A 19,565-nucleotide genomic window follows, 5' to 3' on the forward strand; every position below is an offset into this window, starting at 1 on the left:
TTTAGGTTATAATCTAAATTATTCCCATACGGTTTGAATCCAGCTTGATCAGCACAAACAGCATAATGGTGAAGCTGAGCAATGACGAACCTCCATAGCTGATAAGTGGTAGCGGAATACCAATGGAAGGCACGATCCCAATGGTCATACCCACATTGATCACTACGTGAAAGAATATAACTGAGGCAACACCATAAGCATATACACGCGAAAATGGCGACCGTTGTCGTTCAGCGATCCTGATGATCCGCAATACAAGGAACAGATACAGGCCCAGTACCACTGTAGCACCTGCAAAACCCCACTCCTCGCCTACTGTACAAAAAATAAAATCGGTACTTTGCTCGGGTACAAATGAGTATTTAGTTTGTGTGCCCTGCATATAACCCCTTCCCCAAAACTTACCCGAACCAATAGCTATTTTAGATTGGTTAACGTTGTAACCTTTTCCTTTAATATCACTGGTAATACCTAATACAATATCGATACGTACCTTCTGGTGCGGCTTAAGAACTTTGGTATAAAGAAAATTAACACTAAAAACAAAAGCAATACATATAGCAAGCCCGGTGATTATTACAGGGAGTGCCTTCCTGTTACGTCTGAAAAGCAATACAATTATTAGTGCCAGAACAATAAGCCCTACGACTATATAAATTAAATTATTGAGCTTTAATGTGAGTACAAATAATGCAATAAATAACCCTTCAAGTATTAAAAAGTAAGGTGAGATACCTTCGCGGTACAAAACAAACAGTAATGAGCTAAAAACAAGTGTTGAACCTGCATCAGGCTGAAGCATGATCAGCAACATCGGAAAACCTATGATCGCCCCGGCAATCAAAAACGACCTTGGATCGGTTACCCGTACATTTGTTCCACTTAGATATCGTGCTAAAAGCAAACAGGTAGCAAATTTGGCTATCTCGGAGGGTTGCAATCTGAAACCACCACCCAATGATATCCAGGCCTGGTTACCACCTACGTTGCGCCCTACAACTAAAACCACCACAAGCAATACAACAGCTATACCATAAAATACAGGTGCAAACGTGCTAAAAAATCTACTTTCGAGTAATAGAATGACAATACCGGTAACTATTCCTACAACAATATAAATAAACTGCTTACCATAATTGGTATCCAGGTCCATAAAACCGGGATGCCTTTCATCAAATACTGCCGAATGGATATTTAGCCAACCAATAGTACATAATGCCAGGTAAACGAATACAATGGCCCAATCTACATTGAAAAAGAAGCCGCGTTGCTGCTGGTTATTATTCATCTTCCCTCCGCTTTATTGGATATGCCGATGCTGTATACTTATTTTTACTTTTTTGCTGACCTGGTTTTAAAGCTGCTTTTTTAACACCGCTATCTGGTTTTGCATGCTTAAGTGAGTCTTTGGCTGATGCCTTAGGTTTTGGTTGTTGGTTATACATATCCAGGTCCGGAAGTCTGTTGGCATTAATAAATTCCTGAGTGGTAATACCAGACTCACGAACAGAAATACTATCCTTCAGATACTTTTCAACTATAAAACTGGCAATAGGCGCTGCCCACTTTGCACCTTCTCCTGAATTTTCTACCACCACAGCAATCGCAATCTTTGGATTATCCCGCGGAGCAAATGCCACAAAGACTGAGTTGTCTTCACCATGTACCTGTGCCGTACCAGTTTTACCACACATAACGATGCCGGGTATTTTGGATCTGAAAGCCGTACCATGATCAACCACAGCCTGCATACCATCGATAAGCGGTTCAAAATAGTTTGAGTCTATACCTACACTATTTTTCACCTTATACTCCGCCCTAATCACCTCTTTATCTCCAATTGCTTTAATTAAATGAGGTTTGTAGTAAAATCCATGATTGGCAATTGTACACTCAATATTTGCAAGCTGTAAAGGCGTTGCTTGTAATTCTCCCTGCCCGATAGCTAACGAAATAACAGTACTTGAGCGCCAGCCACCCGGATGATATATCTTATCATAATATTTAGAAGTAGGCACATTCCCTTTTCCCTCGCTTGGCATATCCAATCCAAGTCTTGAACCGAGACCGAATTTACAAACATTATCTCTCCAGCCGGAAAAGGTAGTTGAAGTGTTTTTAGCACCATAAAAATTCATCAGCTTTTCAAATACCATTGAAAAATAGCCGTTACAAGATTCGGCTACAGCGCTGCTCAGATTGACCAGCCCATGCGCTTCCAAGTGAAAGCACGGCACCTTATGGTTACCTGCCCAATAATACCCCGGGCAATAATAGGTTGTTTGTGGGGTAATGATCCCTTCTTGCAAAGCTATTAAAGCACTAAGCGGCTTAAAGGATGAGCCCGGAGGATAGTAGGCCTGTATCGGCCTGATAAAAAATGGTTTATAAGGATCTTTGTATAATGCAGCAGCATTATTTCCTCTTTCGCGTCCCACCAGACGATTGGGGTTGTAAGTGGGGCTGCTTACATAGCAAAGTATTTCTCCGGTTGAAGGCTCAATGGCTACGATACTGCCAACCTTATTTTGCATTAGCTTTTCACCAAGCCTTTGTATGCGCTTATCTAATGATGATATCAATCTTTCACCGGCCATGGCAGTAGTATCATAAGCTCCATTAGCATAATGCCCTTTGGGCCTGTTGCGTGAATCGACCATTAAGTTTTGTACACCACGGCGTCCACGAAGCACATCTTCATATGACCTCTCGACACCGGTAACGCCTATATAATCCCCGGGATGATAATAACCGCCCGACTTCTTCATGTCCCGATCGGTTACCTCCCCAATGAAACCTAAAAATTGCGCAGCAACGGAATCCGGATAGGTACGTAAATACCTAGTGGATGAAAAGAAACCCGGGAACTCTGATAACCGTTCCTGGAAAGCTGCATAGGTTTGCGCGGATAATTGTTTCTCGAAAACGGACGATAAATTGGGAGAATATCTGATTGCTTTTTCAAACCGCTTATCAAAATCGCCTTTATCTATTCCTAATAGTCTGCAAAACTCAAGTGTATCAAATGGCTTTACCTGCTTGGGTATCACCATAACATCATAAAAAGGCTCATTTTGAACCAACACCTTCATGTTACGATCCATAATGGGACCGCGGGCAGGGTTTAGGTAAATTCGCCGCAGCACGTTACCTTGCGCATATAAAAGGTACCTGTCATCTATGATCTGTATATAGAACAGCCTCGCCAGCAATATAAGGATCAATGTTATAAATGTGCCCGCAATAATATAGCGTCGTTCAAAAAAACTGTTCATTTACGCTCTTTCTTTCTGTAAAATAAAAATCCTGAAAGCAACATTAAAAATACTGTAAATATAGAACTCAGCACAAAGCGGCTTAGTGTATATGGCATTTCGGAAAAACGAAAAACTTCAAGATTAAACAGGAAAAAATGGTGGGCAAGAGTGAGTATTAAGGCGTAAGTAAAAAACCAGCGCAGCCCCATTACATTGAGGGTAGGTTCGGGTTCGTTATCAAAGCCGTCTTTTTGTACGGTAATGCTTATAAATAATATCCTTACTAAAGCGAGTAACACACATGAAGCTGCATGCAAACCCGGTGTATCATAAAAAGAGTCAATGGTTAGTCCTAAAATAAACGACAAGGCAAACAGCATTACATTAGGTATCTCAAAAGGCAGCAACAGGATAAACATAATATACAGATAAGGCGTAGACAGGTTGTACAGGGTGATATTTTTTAATAAAAACACCTGCAAAAAAACCAGTATCAAAAACCTTAACAGGTTAACAAGAATCGTTCTACTCATCTTTCTTTTGTTGGGCCTCCAATCCCGCCTGCTCTTGAGCCAGTTTATTGATCACTACATCCACATATTGTAATTTGCTGAAATCTACTGCGAGCCGTACTTCCATATTCAAAGCAAAACCACCTGCTTTGGTATGCAGGTTACTCACTTTGCCTATAGGTATCCCTGCCGGGAAAAGAGAGTACTCTGAGGTTACTACCTGTTCCCCAAGTTTTGGCTGTGCATTATTGGATACATCTTTTAAATAACCCTTGTGTGGGTCAAGATCATCGCTCCACTCAATATATCCTATTTCCTTATTTTTTGCCAGCATGGCACTAAATCTTGAATCTTTATGAAGCAGGGATTGTACTATGGATAAATGTTCACCCACAAAAACAACCTTTCCTACCAGGCCAGAGCTGCAAATAACACCCATTCCCTTAGCAATACCCTGTCTGCTGCCGCGGTCAATCGTAATGTAATTATTACTGCGGTTTATTGAGTTATTGATGACTTGGGCTACAACATAGGTATACTGCTGCTTGTATATTGTATCATCCACCTTACGTTTGCCCAGGGTATCAACATAAAACGAGGTCTTTAACTGGTTGCGCAACCGGGCATTTTCATTAGCCAGGCTATCATTGATTTCGCGCAGGGACAGGTAATCATACAATTCATTTACATGGGTATATAAAGCACCCGTTACCTTGTTGGTTGAATTGATAAAACTTGCCTTCTGGAACGAGTTGTACTTAACGTAAATAGCAAGCGAACTGAATTCGAAGATCAGAAATAAAAAGAATGCGTTATACTTAGTGATAAATATCAGGAGGTTACGCATCGGGTATCAGATTTGAGATATGAGATTTGAGATGTGGGATAATTAATTACAAGAAAACATCCTTATGTTAAATATAAGCTAGCCTTGTCTCAAATCTCATATCTAACATCTCAAGTCTTAATTACTGCATTAAGAATTTAAAATTACCAATATTTTTAAGTGCGGTTCCAGTTCCGCGAACTACAGCACGCAAAGGATCTTCTGCAACGTGAACAGGCAGTTTAGTTTTAGCTGCAACACGTTTGTCAAGTCCGCGAAGCAATGCACCGCCTCCTGTTAAATAGATACCGGTTTGGTAAATATCCGCAGATAATTCGGGCGGAGTAATTTCCAGTGCTTTTAATATCGCTTCCTCTATTTTAGAGATTGATTTGTCAAGGCAGTGCGCTATCTCAGTATAAGATACCATGATCTGTTTTGGCACGCCTGTCATCAGGTCACGTCCCTGTACTGCAAAATCCGCAGGTGGATCAGCAAGCTCAGGTAAAGCTGCGCCAACTTCTATCTTAATTTTCTCGGCAGTACGATCACCGATCATGATGTTATGCTGACGACGGATATATTGAACAATATCTGAATCAAAGTTATCACCCGCAACACGGATAGATTGATCGCACACGATACCTGATAAAGCGATAACCGCGATCTCAGTAGTACCACCACCGATATCGATGATCATATTTCCCATTGGCTCTTCTACGTCAATCCCGATACCTACAGCAGCGGCCATAGGCTCATGTATCAGGTAAACTTCTTTTGCTCCTGCAATTTCTGCCGAGTCGCGCACCGCACGTTTTTCTACTTCGGTAATACCTGATGGGATACAGATCACCATACGCAGGGACGGGAAGAACCAGCCCTTACCGCTGTTGATCATTTTTATCATGCCTCGGATCATGTGTTCTGCAGCGTTAAAATCTGCGATAACACCATCTTTCAACGGGCGCACTGTGCGGATATTTTCGTGGGTCTTACCCTCCATTTGCATGGCCTGACGTCCAATGGCGATCACTTTGTTTGTTGTTCGATCAAATGCCACGATAGATGGTTCGTCGACAACTACTTTGTCATTATGTATTATGAGGGTATTAGCAGTACCTAAATCGATAGCTATTTCTTGTGTGAAAAAATTAAATAGACCCATTGGTGTTTATTTCAATAAAATAGGATTTATAAAGTTGCAATTAATTATACGTAATAAATGTAAAAGTTGTTATTTAAAAAGCGTTAAAATACACAACTTATTACGTTTTATTTATAATTAATGTTTAAAATGGCGTATCCCGGTCATTACCATGGAAATACCTTTTTTGTTGGCCATGTCTATCGAGTCCTGATCCTTAATGGAACCGCCTGGTTGGAGCACTGCTGTGATGCCTGCTTCGGCTGCAATTTCAACACAATCATTGAACGGAAAAAATGCATCGGAGGTCATTACTGCGCCATTCAGATCGAACCCAAACTCTTTGGCTTTAATGATAGCTTGCTTAAGCGAATCAACCCTTGAGGTCTGTCCTACGCCGCTTGCCATCAGCTGATTATTCTTAGCAAATACGATGGTATTTGATTTGGTATGTTTAACTACTTTGTTTGCAAAAAACAAATCTTTCAATTCATGTTCGGTTGGCTGTTTTTCGGTAACAGTTCTCATTTGGTCTGGCCCTTCTATTACCAGGTCTTTATCCTGTTCGATCACGCCATTCAACAAAGTTTTAAATTGCTTTATAGGCAATTCAACCGGCTGGCGTATCAAAATAATACGGTTCTTTTTCTCTTTGAATACCTGAACAGCTTCATCCGTATAAGCCGGTGCTATAAGCACTTCGAAAAATATCTTGTTAATCTCCCTGGCTGTATCTGCATCGATCTCCTCGTTAGAGATAATTACGCCTCCAAAAGCTGATACCGGGTCGCATGCCAAAGCATCAATCCAGGCTTCTTTTATAAACGAACGGCTTGCTATTCCGCAGGCATTGGTATGTTTTAAGATAGCGATGGTAGGCTCAGTAAATTCGTCGATCAAGGCTACCGCTGCATCGACATCTACAAGGTTATTATAGGAAAGTTCTTTACCATGCAATTTTGTGAACATAGCATCCAGGTTGCCATAAAAAACACCTTGCTGATGCGGGTTTTCGCCATAACGTAAAACCTGGCTTTTTTGAATACTTTGCTTAAATACAGGAAGCTGCTCGTCCTGGTTAAAATATTCAAATATTGCAGTGTCGTAGTCTGAAGTAATATTAAATGCTTTTTGAGCAAATGACCGGCGCTGATCAATGCTTGTTGTGCCATTTTGGGTTTTCAAAATCTCGCCCAGTTCCAAATAATCGTCCTTTGAAGCAAGGATCACTACATCTTTAAAGTTTTTGGCTGCTGCACGGATTAGTGAAATACCACCGATATCGATCTTTTCAATCACATCATCCTGTCCGGCACCTGATTTTACAGTTTCTTCGAAAGGATAAAGATCAACAATTACCAGGTCAATTTCAGGGATCTCATATTGTGCCAATTGCTGCTCATCGCTCTCGAAATTTCTTCTTGCCAGAATACCACCAAACACTTTGGGATGTAATGTTTTTACACGACCGCCAAGGATGGAAGGATATGAAGTCAGATCTTCGACAGCTATTACATCAGCACCTAAATTGCGGATAAAAGTTTCCGTTCCTCCGGTTGAATATATTTTTACTCCAAGGCGTTTCAGCTCATGGATGATAGGTTCTAGATTGTCTTTATAGTAAACTGAAATTAAAGCATTTTTTATTTGAACAGGATGGCTCATCTACACGTTATTTTTAAAGCCGCAAAGGTAGTGATTTGGGATTAGAGATTAGAGGGTAGAGGTTAGTTTTTTTTCGCTTTATAGATTAGTGATTAGTTAATTACAATTTTGAAGCTGAAGATTGTATTTATTGAACCACAAGCTCAAATTCGTTATTAATTATTAGCCTGCTTTCTTAAATAACTTATATAACCATTTATCATTTTCATACACTCCTCACAATCTCTTTTTAGATTTTCAAGTGTCTGACTATCGATATAATTATTATCAAATGCAACAATTAGGTGATCTATTGTTTCACCTGCGGAACCCCTTGCGTTGATTAAGAATTTGGATGCATCAAGATAATGAAACCTACTGTGACCTTCAGCAATATTGTTTCCTATGGATCTGGATGATCGAATAATTTGGTCTGTTAACCGGTATTTCTCTTCGATAGGAAATGATTTAACTAACTCAGTTATCGTATTTCTTAATATTCGTGATTTTTTCCAAACCTCAAGCTCAGTAAATGACGCCATTTATTTTTTATACAATTTTATTTAGTGATATCTAACTAATCTCTAATCAACTGACCTCTGATCTCTATAATCAACTTTTCATTTTACGCAGCAAACTCTCAATCACCCTTGGGAAATGTTGATGCTCCAACTGTTGGCCTTTGAATTTGATCATTTCCAAATTATCATCGGGCTCTATTTTGAAGCGCGACTGGTGCAATATCTCGCCCTCGTCAAATTTCTCGTCTACGAAATGAATAGTAATACCTGATTCTTCTTCTTTAGCATCCAGAACGGCTCGGTGCACGTGGTCGCCGTACATGCCTTTACCACCATATTTGGGTAATAGTGCGGGGTGCAGGTTGATTATTTTATTGGGAAAGGCTTTGAGCAATGATGGTGGTACCAGCCATAAAAAACCAGCCAGTACGATGAGGTCGACCTGCAGGTTTTTCAGTAGCTTAATTACATCGTCGGAATTATAAAACTCATTACGTGTGAATATGTGCGATGGGACCTCGAAATTGTCGGCACGCTGCAACACGTAGGCTTGCGGATTGTTAGTTAGTATCAGTACAACCTCGGCTTCGGAGCTGCGTTTAAAATGCTCCATTATTTTCTGAGCATTTGAACCAGAACCGGAAGCAAAAATAGCAATCCTCTTTTTCATTAGAATATGTTGTTTTTTTTAGCGGTGATAAGGTTATTGAACTTTGTTCAATTCTACACACAATGTTTATCCTTTTTTTAATTATAGCGATAACCTATTTAACCGCCTTTTGTTCACTCGGGTATCCTTAATACTATACGCAAAGTAATACAAAACGTTCACACACAGATAGAACGACTCAAATATAAAATTTTGATGTCTCTAAACAACACATCATTGAGTTTTTTGACGAACAAATCCATATTGTGTAACATTACGCTTCTGTGTTGGAGAATAAAAAGTTTCCAAATCGCCTGTTTGCAACACTAATGAATATTGTCCCAGGTTCATGATTTTAGCAGTCTGAAATGGCATAGATTTTTTTGTAGAACTGGTGGAATCCTGGCAAACCATATCAGAATTAAAAAAAAGTTTATCCGAAGTAAATGACCAATGCCCGCTTGATTTTTGTGCGATACAATCAAAATTGGTATAGGTGCATGTATTATCCATGTTAAACTTAAAAAGCTGGATTGAATCACAGTTGGTATTGAGTGTATCTGTAGAATCAGGGACGGCACCGGTGTAATGAGTTACCCATACAGAAGAAAGCTGCCAGTTACCATTAGTAATAAGCGTTTGCAGATAATCCTGTTCGCTTTTTTTGCATGAATTACTTGTCAAGCCAATAGCTACAAAACAACAAAGAAAGAATAATGGAAATTTAAATTTCATTTGATTTGGCTACAAAAATAAAAAATCCCCGCTAAAGGGTGCCAGTCGACGAATATATAACTATAAAAATTACCATTTAGTTTATGAGCCTGAATTAGCTTTTGAAAAAAATTAATATGGTTTTATAATTACAAAAAATCCGTAGCTATGTTATTAAGTTTGCCACACATTTAATCAAAACTAAAACTTATGATAGCAGCAAAAGGCTATGCGGCACCAAAAGCGAAAGTCCCTTTGGAGCCCTTTAAATTTGAGCGTCGCGAGGTTGGCCCTCATGATGTACAAATAGAGATACAATATTGCGGTGTTTGTCACTCTGATATTCACCAGGTGCGCGACGAATGGGGAGGCTCTATTTTCCCGATGGTACCCGGACACGAGATCGTTGGCAAGATCACCAAAGTTGGTGACCATGTAACTAAATTCAAAGTAGGCGAAACAGCAGGAATTGGCTGTTTTGTTGATTCATGCCGTCACTGCCCAAGTTGCCTGGCAGGATTGGAGCAATATTGCGATGTAGGCATGATTGGCACTTACAACTCACTCGATAAAGGAGGTAGCCCTACTTACGGCGGTTACTCAAACCAGATCATTGTTGATGAAAATTATACACTGCATATTTCGGATAAATTACCGCTTGCAGGTGTTGCGCCATTGCTTTGCGCAGGCATTACTACCTATTCACCCATTATGGAATGGAAAATGGGCAAGGGCCATAAAGTAGGTGTTGTAGGTTTAGGCGGACTTGGCCACATGGCTGTAAAATTGGCAGCTTCAAAAGGTGCAGAAGTAACGGTATTAAGTACCTCTCCATCTAAAAAAGCCGATGCTGAAAAATTAGGCGCCCATCATTTTTTGGTGACTAAAGATGCTGAACAAATGAAAGCAACTGCAGGCACATTAGATTTTATCATTAATACCATTTCGGCTCAGCATGAGTACAATGATTACCTGCCATTATTGAAACTGGACGGTACCATGGTATTAGTGGGTGTTCCGCCGGAAGCACCGCAAGTGGCTGCATTTAACCTTATTATGAAACGCAGAAGGATTGCAGGTTCGTTAATAGGCGGTATCAAAGAAACCCAGGAAATGCTGGATTATTGCGCCGAGCACGGCATTACTTCCGATGTTGAAGTGATTAATATTGACTATATTAACGAAGCTTACGAACGTATGATCAAAGGTGATGTGCGTTACCGCTTTGTGATTGATATGGCGAGTTTGTAATTTAGTTGATTAGGTTAGATTAAGTTGAATGGTTGATTTGGTTAACTATTCAACTTAATCTAACTCAATCAACTTATTCAACCAATCAACTATGCTTATTCCTTTTGAAAAACTAAAATCTGAATTTAAGCGGGTTTTGCTGTCTCTCAATTTTGAGGAAGGTGATGCCGAGCAAAGTGCTACCATTTTTGCTGAGAACAGTCGTGATGGTGTATATACGCATGGACTTAACCGTTTCCCAACTTTTGTTCAGTATGTAAAGGATGGGCTTATCATTCCTAATGTAAGGCCTACAAAAGAAGGCGGTTTCGGTGCTATTGAACAATGGGACGGGCATCTTGGTGCAGGTACACTAAATGCTACTTTCTGCATGGACAGGGCCATCAATCTGGCAAACGAAAATGGAATAGGCTGCGTAGCCATTAAAAACACTAACCATTGGATGCGTGGCGGTACTTACGGCTGGCAGGCTGCGGAAGCGGGTATGATAGGCATTTGTTTTACTAATACCATTGCCAATATGCCGCCATGGGGTGGTATCGATGCACGGTTAGGCAATAATCCTTTAATTATAGCTGTACCCCGTAAGGACGGACACGTGGTATTGGATATGGCCATTTCGCAATACTCATTCGGAAAGCTAAATCTTTATAAATCAAAAAATGAGCAACTGCCTTTGCCCGGCGGGTATGATAAAGATGGTAATCTGACTACTGACCCGGCTGCCATTATTGAATCACTACGGCCCTTACCGATTGGCTTCTGGAAAGGTTCAGGACTGTCATTAGTACTGGATCTGTTAGCAACGGTTCTGAGCCAGGGGCGATCAACAGCAGATGTTACCGATGGTGGATCAGAATCAGGGGTATCGCAGGTTTTCATTTGTATAAAACCTAATGCGGGTGTAAGGACTGAGATGATCATTGAAACCATCCTCGACTATACCAAAAGCAGCAGGCCCGAAGGTGAGGGAAAAGAAATACTTTATCCCGGAGAAAACACCTTAAGAACGAGGGAAAAAAGCTTGAAAGAAGGCGTTTGGGTAGACGAAAAGATATGGGCGAAGGTAACCCAGCTATAGTCTTGAGTCGGGAGTCTTAAGTTCTAAGTCAAAAAATGGACAAAATCTGACTTATGACTTACTACTAAGGACTATTGACTTAACAGAATCCGGATAATAATTCCGCCCAAAAACCTACCTTTAGCCTTTATGGTAGCATATCAATCTCTCGCCCTACCGGATGGACGTAAACTAAGCTTTATAGAGTACGGGAAAAAAGATGGCTATCCGGTTATGTATTTCCATGGCACTCCATCCTCTTGTCTTGAGCCTTTGATGATAGGTGCAGAAGCATTTATGAAGCATAATATCAGGGTGATATCGCCCAGCAGGCCTGGCATGGGTCGGTCAGATGTTCATAAAAATCGCACTTTTATAACCTGGACACAAGATACACTTGCACTTGCCGACCACTTAAAACTGGATAAGTTTGCCATACTTGGCTATTCTGGTGGTGCGCCATATACGTTAGCTTGCGCTTTAAAAATACCTGAGCGGCTAACATCCGCTGTAATTGTCTCTGGCGCCGGGCAAATGAACCAGCCAGAGGTAAAAAACAACCTTGATTTAAAGCATCGCATTTTTTGGAAGGTGGCCGACAAATTTCCCATCTTACTGCCTCTTATGCTTAAGAGGATGAGAAAATACAGGGAAATGCCGGATGAGGACATTATGGCCCGTGCAGAAAAAAATATGCCCAAAGCCGACTTCGAGGTCTTTAAGCAAAATGACAGGCTAACATTATCAAAAAAAGGTATCGATGAAACTTTTCGTGACGTGAAGGGCGTAGCGATGGATGTGCGGCTCCCTATCCGTCCGTTAGGATTTAATTTAGAAGATATAAAATTCCCGATCACATTTTTTCATGGCAAGGAAGATAATACCGTACCCATTGAAGTAATCGAATGGATGGTTCCGCGGATACCTAAAGCCAAATTGGTTACTTTTCCATATGATGGGCATATGTCTGTTTTATGTGGGCATTTTGATAAAATTGCGAAAGCATTGTTAAAGAAGTAATAAATTAGCTATTAAAAATAGATGGAATTATTTTTATCTTTGATAAAGAAAAAGGACGAAAGCAATGAAATCAAATATTTCTGCCAATGAGGGTTCGTTTAAAACTCACCGGGCGTATTCTCCAGAAGAGATATTAGCTGCTGGTGGTGCCACTGCTTTCGGTCACAAAACAAATAAAAACAATTTAAACCTAATCAAAGCTCTGGAAAATACTCCTGTCGCAGAGGCTTTTACGAAAGAAGAGTGGGACAACTTAGTTTCCGAGCTTGATAATGACAAATAATGAATCTTTTACTGGATACTAATATCATTCTGCATATTATTAGGGCAAAGGATTTCACAGGAATTATAAATTTTATTAATCCAGATAATTCACCGATATATCTTTCAATTGTTTCAGAAGCTGAAATTAAATCATTAGCACTTCGGAAAAAATGGGGGACAAACAGACTTCATTTGCTTGATGTCTTTTTAGATCAGGTCAATATAGTTGAGATCAATCAAGCGTCTGTGAATATTTATGCCGAAATTGACGCATACTCACAACGATCAAATAAAAGCTTTGACAAATACCCTTTTGACACCCCACGTAATATGGGAAAGAATGATTTATGGATTGCTTCGCTTTCAGCCTTATTAGGCCTAAGGTTTATAACCACAGATGCTGATTTTGATCACCTCCACAATATATTTTTTGAGATTAAAAAGATAAAATCGACAGAGTTTCTCCCCTTCTTCTGAGAGAAAACCTCCATCTTTATTCTATCAATCCCTCAAACTTTTCCCAAAAACCATCTTTAGGCAAAGGCGCCACAATTTCAACAGGCTCTTTTTTGATAGGATGAATAAAACGTAGCCTGCGGGCATGGAGGCAGATACTGTTTTTCAGGCTTCCACGGGGATAGCCATATTTATTGTCTCCCACTATCGGCGTACCCAGGGTGGATAATTGCACCCGTATTTGGTGCGGGCGACCTGTAATGGGGTTAACTTCTATTAAATAATACCCTTCCAGTTCACCTGCTAATTTGTAATTCAATTCTGATCTTTGACTGCCCGGCACTTCATGATCATGCGCTTTAGTCACATTTTTCTGTGGATTTTTCACCAGCCAGTGTATCAAATTGCCTTCTGATGGTTCGGGGCGTTTGCGCACTACAGCATAATAGGTCTTTTGTATTTCCCGGCCTTTAAAAAGCTGGTTCATACGGTCGAGCCCTTTACTGGTTTTGGCAAACAAGATAACACCGCTTACTGGTCTGTCCAAACGGTGGACCACCCCTAAAAAAGCGCCGTTGGGTTTATCATATTTTTTGGCGATATATTTCTTTACTTTCTCATCCAGCGACTCATCCCCTGTATCATCCACCTGCACAATATCACCCGCACGTTTATTCACTGCGATCAGGTGATTATCCTCGAAAAGAATATCCTTATCGGTTATTTCCTGGCTAACATATTTAATATTGACTTTGCCCATCAGTTGTTCATAGTTGGTGGTTCATAGTTCATAGCAAAAGTTTACAGTTTCGGGTTTGCAGTTGACTAAACACTTCCCGCCCATGAACCATCAACCACCAACCATGAACAAATTATCATTTTCACATCTGCATATCCGCACATCTGCACATCAATACTGTTCTTTCTCATTCGGGAAATCTTTCGACTTCACATCGCCTATATAGTTTTTAATGGCATCGTTCATTACATCATATAGGTTGGCATATTGCCTCAAAAACCTTGGCTTAAACTCCTTATTAATACCCAGTACGTCATGCAGTACCAAAACTTGTCCGTCGCAATGACGACCAGCCCCTATACCTATAATAGGTATGTGCACACTTTCCGTAACTTCTTTTGCTAACTGTGCGGGTATCTTCTCCAATACAATGCCAAAACAGCCCAGTTCCTGTAGTTTCAAAGCATCTTCACGTAATTTTTGTGCTTCGGCTTCTTCCTTCGCCCTTACAGTATAAGTGCCAAATTTGTAGATAGACTGCGGTGTTAATCCCAAATGTCCCATTACCGGGATGCCTGCTGTAAGTATGCGTGTTACTGATTCGGCTATTTCAACACCACCTTCTATTTTTACGCCGTGCGCACCGGCTTCTTTCATAATACGAATGGCAGAGTTAAGCGCCTCTTTCGAGTTTCCCTGATATGAGCCAAACGGGAGATCAACGATAACCAGCGCTCTTTTTGCAGCCCGTACCACAGATGAAGCATGATAGATCATCTGGTCTAATGTGATCGGCAAAGTGGTCTCGTGCCCGGCCATTACGTTGGAGGCTGAGTCGCCCACTAAAATAATATCCATACCGGCCGCATCAACAATAGCAGCCATAGAATAATCATAAGCGGTAAGCATGGCTATCTTCTCGCCATGATTTTTCATTTCCTGCAAAATGTGGGTGGTAACTCTTTTGATCTCTTTATTTACAGACATGCTGGTGGTTTTTATGGAGAACAAAGGTAGAATTTTATTATTTCGGATTTCGGGATTTCGATTTCGGAATTATGAAAATCTTTAATATCAATAAATAATAGATTGATTAGAAAGGTACCCAAACTTAACCAGGTCCTCCGATTCTGACAAAGGAATGATCTTTTCATCCTTAATTAAATAAAACCTGTCCGAGGCATCTAAAATATCAAGGTAATAATGATCTGTTATTATAAATCCTTTATGTGATTTGTACTCAGTAAGTTTTTCTTTGATCAGATCTTTATACAAAGGTTCTACCATCGAGAATGGTTCATCCAGCAAAACAAAATGATGATCAAGGTTTAATACCAAAAGAAATTGCAAATATCGCTGTTGTCCAAGCGACAAGTTTCTAACCCGTTCATTTTGAACATTACCTATTCCATACGCACTGTATATTCTATCCTGCTTGTTTTTATCTCTTATGTAAATAGATATTAGATCATTTACTTTCAACCCCTTTGGTAACATAATTTCCTGGGGATGATAGCCAATAAAATTATTAAAAGAAGCACTTTTTCTTATCAACAGTTCATCAAGATGAAGCATAATATTATCCGGCTTTAATGCCCCAAAAAGAATCTTGAAAAGAGTTGATTTACCCGTTCCGTTTCTGCCAAGAATACCAATTACTTCACCGGTCTTGCATTCGATACTTGTATTTGAAAATATATTTCTATCTCCAAAGTTGTGCGAAATAGATTTTACCTGTAACGTATGCCCCATATTGTTATCAGGATAATTGAAGATGCGGCCAGGTTAATTATAAAGGTTTTCAACTGCAAGCTCCTTTTTGACAAACCACAATTAATATAAAAGTAGTATTCGATATTTTGGAAATACTTATAAGCCATAAAGGAAGCAACAACTCCTACCGTTCCAAAAAGCACAATGAATTCGACGATGCTGGGTGTTATGATAAGAAACAAAATACAGAAAACCACATTGTATTTTGTGACATCCAAATAATACTTAAAAAACAATCGTGACATTAAGTGATTTTAGATTAATTACATAAACGCAGGAAACATCGATTCCTTATCAATTGGAATGTTATAAAATCCAAAATCTCACTTTCTAATTCCGAAATAAAATCCTATTTTTGCGGCGTGAATCCGGTAGTTGCCCGCAACACTTCTTTCAACTGTTTTCACGGAGCTTCACCCCAGTTGAACCGGCACATAAACTATTCATTTTTTTATTGTTATGATCACCAACTTCACCAAGTTACCCGCAGTATTATTACTGGCTGATGGAACTGTATTTTATGGCAAAGCTGCCGGAAAGATAGGAACAACTACCGGCGAGATCTGTTTTAATACCGGGATGACCGGCTACCAGGAAATTTTTACTGATCCATCCTATTTCGGGCAGATCATGGTAACCACTAATGCGCATATCGGTAATTACGGTATTGCTAAAGAAGAAGTTGAATCAGGAAATATACAGATAGCCGGTTTGGTTTGTAAAAACTATAACATCTATTATACCCGCAAACAGGCACAAGAATCTATACAGGATTATTTCCAGGAGCAAAACATCGTATCTATTTCTGATATCGATACCCGTCAGCTGGTAAGGCATATTCGCGACAAAGGTGCGATGAATGCGATCATTTCATCCGAGATATTAGATATTGATGCTTTGAAAAAGCAACTGGACCAGGTTCCTTCTATGGATGGACTGGAGCTTTCATCAAAGGTTTCTACTACCGAGACTTATACTTTCGGAGAAGAAAATGCGACCTACCGTGTAGCAGTGCTTGACCTTGGTGTAAAGAAAAATATCCTCCGCAATTTCCACGACAGGGACGTATATGCTAAAGTTTATCCAGCCAAAACCTCTTTTGCAGAAATGGAAAAGGATTTTGCGCCGAATGGTTACTTCATCTCAAACGGCCCTGGTGATCCTTCGGCTATGCCTTATGCGGTTGAAACTGTAAAAGATATTTTGAAAGCAAATAAGCCGATGTTTGGCATTTGTCTGGGTCATCAGTTACTGGCACTGGCCAACGATATCCCTACTATAAAAATGTTCAATGGTCACCGCGGGTTAAATCACCCGGTAAAAAATGTGATCATCGACCATTGCGAGGTAACTTCTCAAAATCATGGTTTTGGTGTGGTGCCGGAAGCAGTAAGAGCATCTGACAAAGTAGAGATCACTCACGTCAACCTGAATGATAAATCAATCGAAGGTATCCGCGTAAAAGGTAAAAAAGCATTTTCAGTACAATATCACCCGGAATCATCACCAGGTCCGCACGACTCAAGGTATCTGTTTGATGACTTTGTGAAGATGATGCAAAAGAATTAAGTTTTCAAGGTTCCGTTATGAAAATAGCTTTAGCCTCGCCCCCGTTTCCAAAATCAATAGAAGATGGTTTATACTGGTTTGAGAAATTGCTAAAGGAAGCCGCGGCTCAAAAGGCGGAGATCGTCTGCTTTCCCGAATCCTATATCCCCGGTTTGCGTGGGATGGGATTTGAGGTTGAGGTGCATTCTCCTCAAAAATTGGAAGCTGCATTGCAAAAGGTTTGCACAATGGCAAAAGAAAATTCCATCGCAGTTATTTTACCAATGGATTGGGACCATCCTGATGGTGTATTAAATGTAGCCTACGTAATTTCAAATACAGGTGAAGTATTAGGCCGTCAAACCAAAAACCAGTTATCCCCCCCAACTGAAGACGAGCTATTTATCCCCGGTACCGAGAGAAGTATATTTGAAGTAAATGGGATTAAGTTTGGTATCACTATTTGCCACGAAGGCTTCCGGTATCCCGAATCGGTAAGATGGGCCGCCCGCAGGGATGCTAAAATTGTATTCCACCCACACTGCACAGGTAGCGATACCGAAGGTAAAAAGCTTACTGAATGGGGGCATAAGGACAGTCCTTATTACGAAAAGGCCATCATGATGCGGGCGATAGAAAACACCATTTACTTTGCAAGCTGCAATTATACCATGAAATACCCTGAATCAGCCACTTCTATTATAGATCCTGAGGGTAATTGCATAGCGCATCAGCCATATTCTGAAGTTGGCGTACTGGTTGCAGATATTGATCCTGGTAAGGCTACCGGTCTATTAGCCAAAAGGTTCAGGGCTGATCTTTATACTGATTATTAAAAACTTACGAAGTTTTGAAAACTTCGTAAGTTTCCTGCTCAAAGCACCCGGAAAATTCACCGATTCATCCAATTGCCCCCCTCATTCACCGAGAATTTACCGATGTTCGCCTAAAAGCAATAACGGTTTTTTGTGGGCGAGTACATATTTGTGGTATTAAAACGAAACAATATCATGAAAACCATTCTTCTAATCCACATTATTCACCTGGCTGCAAACGCTGCTCAACACATCAGTGCGGTTATACATTCAATAGGCCACTTGATAAAATAAAACTTAACATAAATAAACAATTATTTAACACAAACAGGTATTCCACTTAATACCTGTTTTGTTTTTTTGCATAATTAGTATACAATGAAAACATTAGTACAATTTCATAATTTCCTGTTCGAAAGACTGGAGACATTTACCCGTTCATTTGCTAATCTATTAAGTTAGCATAAAAGTTTTCTCAATAGCAAAAACGTAATACGTAAAACGTCACACGTATAACGTATCCCCCTTCACCGTAAAAATTCTGCCATTTACCGAGAATCTCATTGAAATATCAGTAATCTGCTGCACTTTTACAGCATGGCAAGACAACCGATCATCACTGTAAAAAACCTGGTTAAAAATTACGGCGATTTTACAGCCGTTAAGGATATCAGTTTTGAAGTATACGAGGGTGAAATATTCGGCTTACTCGGCCCGAATGGTGCAGGCAAAACAACTACTCTCGAAATCATTGAAACGCTACGGGATAAAACCTCGGGCGAGATCATGGTGGATGGCTTCTCTATAGATAAAGATGCCGACAGTATTAAAAAACGCATCGGTGTGCAGTTACAAGCGGCAGGCTATTACCCCAACCTGAATTTATCAGAATTGATCGTACTGTTCTCCGGCTTATACGGTATCGACAAAAAGCCCATGGAAATGCTCGAAAAAGTAGCATTAACAGATAAGGCCAAGGCCAAATACAAAGATCTTTCGGGTGGACAAAAGCAGCGTTTTTCTATTGCCACTACCCTTATTAATGATCCCCGTATCATTTTCCTGGATGAACCTACTACAGGCCTCGACCCGCAGGCGCGCCGTAACCTCTGGGACCTGATCCGTGAGATACGTAATAATGGAACTACCGTTGTAATTACAACACATTATATGGACGAAGCCGAAGTACTTTGCGACCGTGTCGCATTTATTGATGGCGGGCGCATTATAGACATTGATACTCCCGACAATTTTATTGACAAGCTGGTATCAAGCGGTTTCGAACGACCGAAACAAGTTAAGCTTGCCAATCTGGAAGATGTTTTCATCAACATGACCGGGAAGGAATGGCGGGAAGAGTAGTTTGCAGTTT

At 40.2% G+C, this 19,565-nt stretch carries 20 protein-coding genes; 8 read left to right on the plus strand and 12 right to left on the minus strand.

What is annotated here, in order from left to right:
* Positions 1 to 13: 13 nt before the first annotated feature.
* The 9 genes from rodA to ACPPVU_RS21315 all read right to left on the minus strand — a co-directional run bounded on the left by rodA (position 14) and on the right by ACPPVU_RS21315 (position 9,288).
* Complete coding sequence (gene rodA / locus ACPPVU_RS21275) at positions 14 to 1,288, minus strand: rod shape-determining protein RodA (protein WP_426668751.1); 1,275 nt, start codon at positions 1,286 to 1,288, stop codon at positions 14 to 16.
* Complete coding sequence (gene mrdA, locus ACPPVU_RS21280; protein ID WP_426668752.1) at positions 1,281 to 3,275, minus strand: penicillin-binding protein 2; 1,995 nt, start codon at positions 3,273 to 3,275, stop codon at positions 1,281 to 1,283. Before mrdA ends, rodA begins: the two co-directional genes overlap by 8 nt.
* A complete protein-coding gene (locus ACPPVU_RS21285) occupies positions 3,272 to 3,790 on the minus strand; it encodes a rod shape-determining protein MreD (protein ID WP_426668753.1) in 519 nt (172 codons plus the stop codon). Before ACPPVU_RS21285 ends, mrdA begins: the two co-directional genes overlap by 4 nt.
* Positions 3,783 to 4,616 carry a rod shape-determining protein MreC gene (gene mreC / locus ACPPVU_RS21290; RefSeq protein WP_426668754.1) on the minus strand — a complete coding sequence of 278 codons (834 nt, stop codon included), beginning with the start codon at positions 4,614 to 4,616 and terminating at the stop codon, positions 3,783 to 3,785. Before mreC ends, ACPPVU_RS21285 begins: the two co-directional genes overlap by 8 nt.
* A 121-nt stretch (positions 4,617 to 4,737) precedes the next feature.
* A complete protein-coding gene (locus ACPPVU_RS21295; RefSeq protein WP_426668755.1) occupies positions 4,738 to 5,760 on the minus strand; it encodes a rod shape-determining protein in 1,023 nt (340 codons plus the stop codon).
* A gap of 117 nt (positions 5,761 to 5,877) precedes the next feature.
* The gene (gene purH, locus ACPPVU_RS21300; protein WP_426668756.1) at positions 5,878 to 7,404 is read right to left on the minus strand and encodes a bifunctional phosphoribosylaminoimidazolecarboxamide formyltransferase/IMP cyclohydrolase; all 1,527 of its coding nucleotides are present in this window, start codon (positions 7,402 to 7,404) and stop codon (positions 5,878 to 5,880) included.
* Between the two features lie 155 nt (positions 7,405 to 7,559).
* Entirely contained in the window at positions 7,560 to 7,925 is a 366-nt protein-coding gene (locus ACPPVU_RS21305) for a four helix bundle protein (RefSeq protein ID WP_426668757.1), read from the minus strand.
* Between the two features lie 70 nt (positions 7,926 to 7,995).
* Positions 7,996 to 8,574 carry a phosphoribosylglycinamide formyltransferase gene (gene purN / locus ACPPVU_RS21310; protein WP_426668758.1) on the minus strand — a complete coding sequence of 193 codons (579 nt, stop codon included), beginning with the start codon at positions 8,572 to 8,574 and terminating at the stop codon, positions 7,996 to 7,998.
* A gap of 213 nt (positions 8,575 to 8,787) precedes the next feature.
* Positions 8,788 to 9,288 (minus strand): hypothetical protein, encoded by a 501-nt coding sequence (locus tag ACPPVU_RS21315; protein WP_426668759.1) that lies wholly within the window; start codon positions 9,286 to 9,288, stop codon positions 8,788 to 8,790.
* Between the two features lie 189 nt (positions 9,289 to 9,477).
* On the opposite strand from ACPPVU_RS21315, the gene ACPPVU_RS21320 reads away from it, so the two are divergent.
* The 5 genes from ACPPVU_RS21320 (at position 9,478) to ACPPVU_RS21340 (ending at position 13,339) form a co-directional block, all read left to right on the plus strand.
* Entirely contained in the window at positions 9,478 to 10,518 is a 1,041-nt protein-coding gene (locus ACPPVU_RS21320; protein ID WP_426668760.1) for an NAD(P)-dependent alcohol dehydrogenase, read from the plus strand.
* Positions 10,519 to 10,609: 91 nt separating this feature from the next.
* Positions 10,610 to 11,599 carry a 3-dehydro-L-gulonate 2-dehydrogenase gene (gene yiaK, locus ACPPVU_RS21325; protein ID WP_426668761.1) on the plus strand — a complete coding sequence of 330 codons (990 nt, stop codon included), beginning with the start codon at positions 10,610 to 10,612 and terminating at the stop codon, positions 11,597 to 11,599.
* Positions 11,600 to 11,728: 129 nt separating this feature from the next.
* Positions 11,729 to 12,598: an alpha/beta fold hydrolase gene (locus ACPPVU_RS21330; protein WP_426668762.1), complete on the plus strand. Its 870-nt coding sequence runs from the start codon at positions 11,729 to 11,731 to the stop codon at positions 12,596 to 12,598.
* A gap of 64 nt (positions 12,599 to 12,662) precedes the next feature.
* Positions 12,663 to 12,881 (plus strand): hypothetical protein, encoded by a 219-nt coding sequence (locus tag ACPPVU_RS21335; RefSeq protein ID WP_426668763.1) that lies wholly within the window; start codon positions 12,663 to 12,665, stop codon positions 12,879 to 12,881.
* A complete protein-coding gene (locus tag ACPPVU_RS21340) occupies positions 12,881 to 13,339 on the plus strand; it encodes a type II toxin-antitoxin system VapC family toxin (RefSeq protein ID WP_426668764.1) in 459 nt (152 codons plus the stop codon). Before ACPPVU_RS21335 ends, ACPPVU_RS21340 begins: the two co-directional genes overlap by 1 nt.
* A 16-nt stretch (positions 13,340 to 13,355) precedes the next feature.
* Here ACPPVU_RS21340 and ACPPVU_RS21345 read toward each other — a convergent pair whose 3' ends face one another.
* The 3 genes from ACPPVU_RS21345 to ACPPVU_RS21355 all read right to left on the minus strand — a co-directional run bounded on the left by ACPPVU_RS21345 (position 13,356) and on the right by ACPPVU_RS21355 (position 15,809).
* Entirely contained in the window at positions 13,356 to 14,078 is a 723-nt protein-coding gene (locus ACPPVU_RS21345; protein WP_426668765.1) for an RluA family pseudouridine synthase, read from the minus strand.
* Between the two features lie 150 nt (positions 14,079 to 14,228).
* Positions 14,229 to 15,044 (minus strand): 3-methyl-2-oxobutanoate hydroxymethyltransferase, encoded by an 816-nt coding sequence (gene panB / locus ACPPVU_RS21350; RefSeq protein WP_426668766.1) that lies wholly within the window; start codon positions 15,042 to 15,044, stop codon positions 14,229 to 14,231.
* Positions 15,045 to 15,131: 87 nt separating this feature from the next.
* Positions 15,132 to 15,809: an ATP-binding cassette domain-containing protein gene (locus tag ACPPVU_RS21355; protein ID WP_426668767.1), complete on the minus strand. Its 678-nt coding sequence runs from the start codon at positions 15,807 to 15,809 to the stop codon at positions 15,132 to 15,134.
* Between the two features lie 480 nt (positions 15,810 to 16,289).
* Here ACPPVU_RS21355 and carA point away from each other — a divergent pair, with 480 nt between their 5' ends.
* The 3 genes from carA (at position 16,290) to ACPPVU_RS21370 (ending at position 19,555) form a co-directional block, all read left to right on the plus strand.
* On the plus strand, positions 16,290 to 17,399 hold the full coding sequence (gene carA / locus ACPPVU_RS21360; protein ID WP_426668768.1) for a glutamine-hydrolyzing carbamoyl-phosphate synthase small subunit: 1,110 nt from the start codon (positions 16,290 to 16,292) through the stop codon (positions 17,397 to 17,399).
* Between the two features lie 17 nt (positions 17,400 to 17,416).
* Positions 17,417 to 18,214, plus strand: a complete 798-nt coding sequence (locus ACPPVU_RS21365; RefSeq protein ID WP_426668769.1) for a carbon-nitrogen hydrolase family protein — start codon at positions 17,417 to 17,419, stop codon at positions 18,212 to 18,214.
* Positions 18,215 to 18,790: 576 nt separating this feature from the next.
* The gene (locus ACPPVU_RS21370) at positions 18,791 to 19,555 is read left to right on the plus strand and encodes an ABC transporter ATP-binding protein (protein ID WP_426668770.1); all 765 of its coding nucleotides are present in this window, start codon (positions 18,791 to 18,793) and stop codon (positions 19,553 to 19,555) included.
* The last annotated feature ends 10 nt before the right edge of the window (positions 19,556 to 19,565 follow it).

The sequence above is a fragment of the Mucilaginibacter sp. McL0603 genome (genome assembly GCF_049992945.1).
Taxonomy (GTDB): Bacteria; Bacteroidota; Bacteroidia; order Sphingobacteriales; family Sphingobacteriaceae; genus Mucilaginibacter.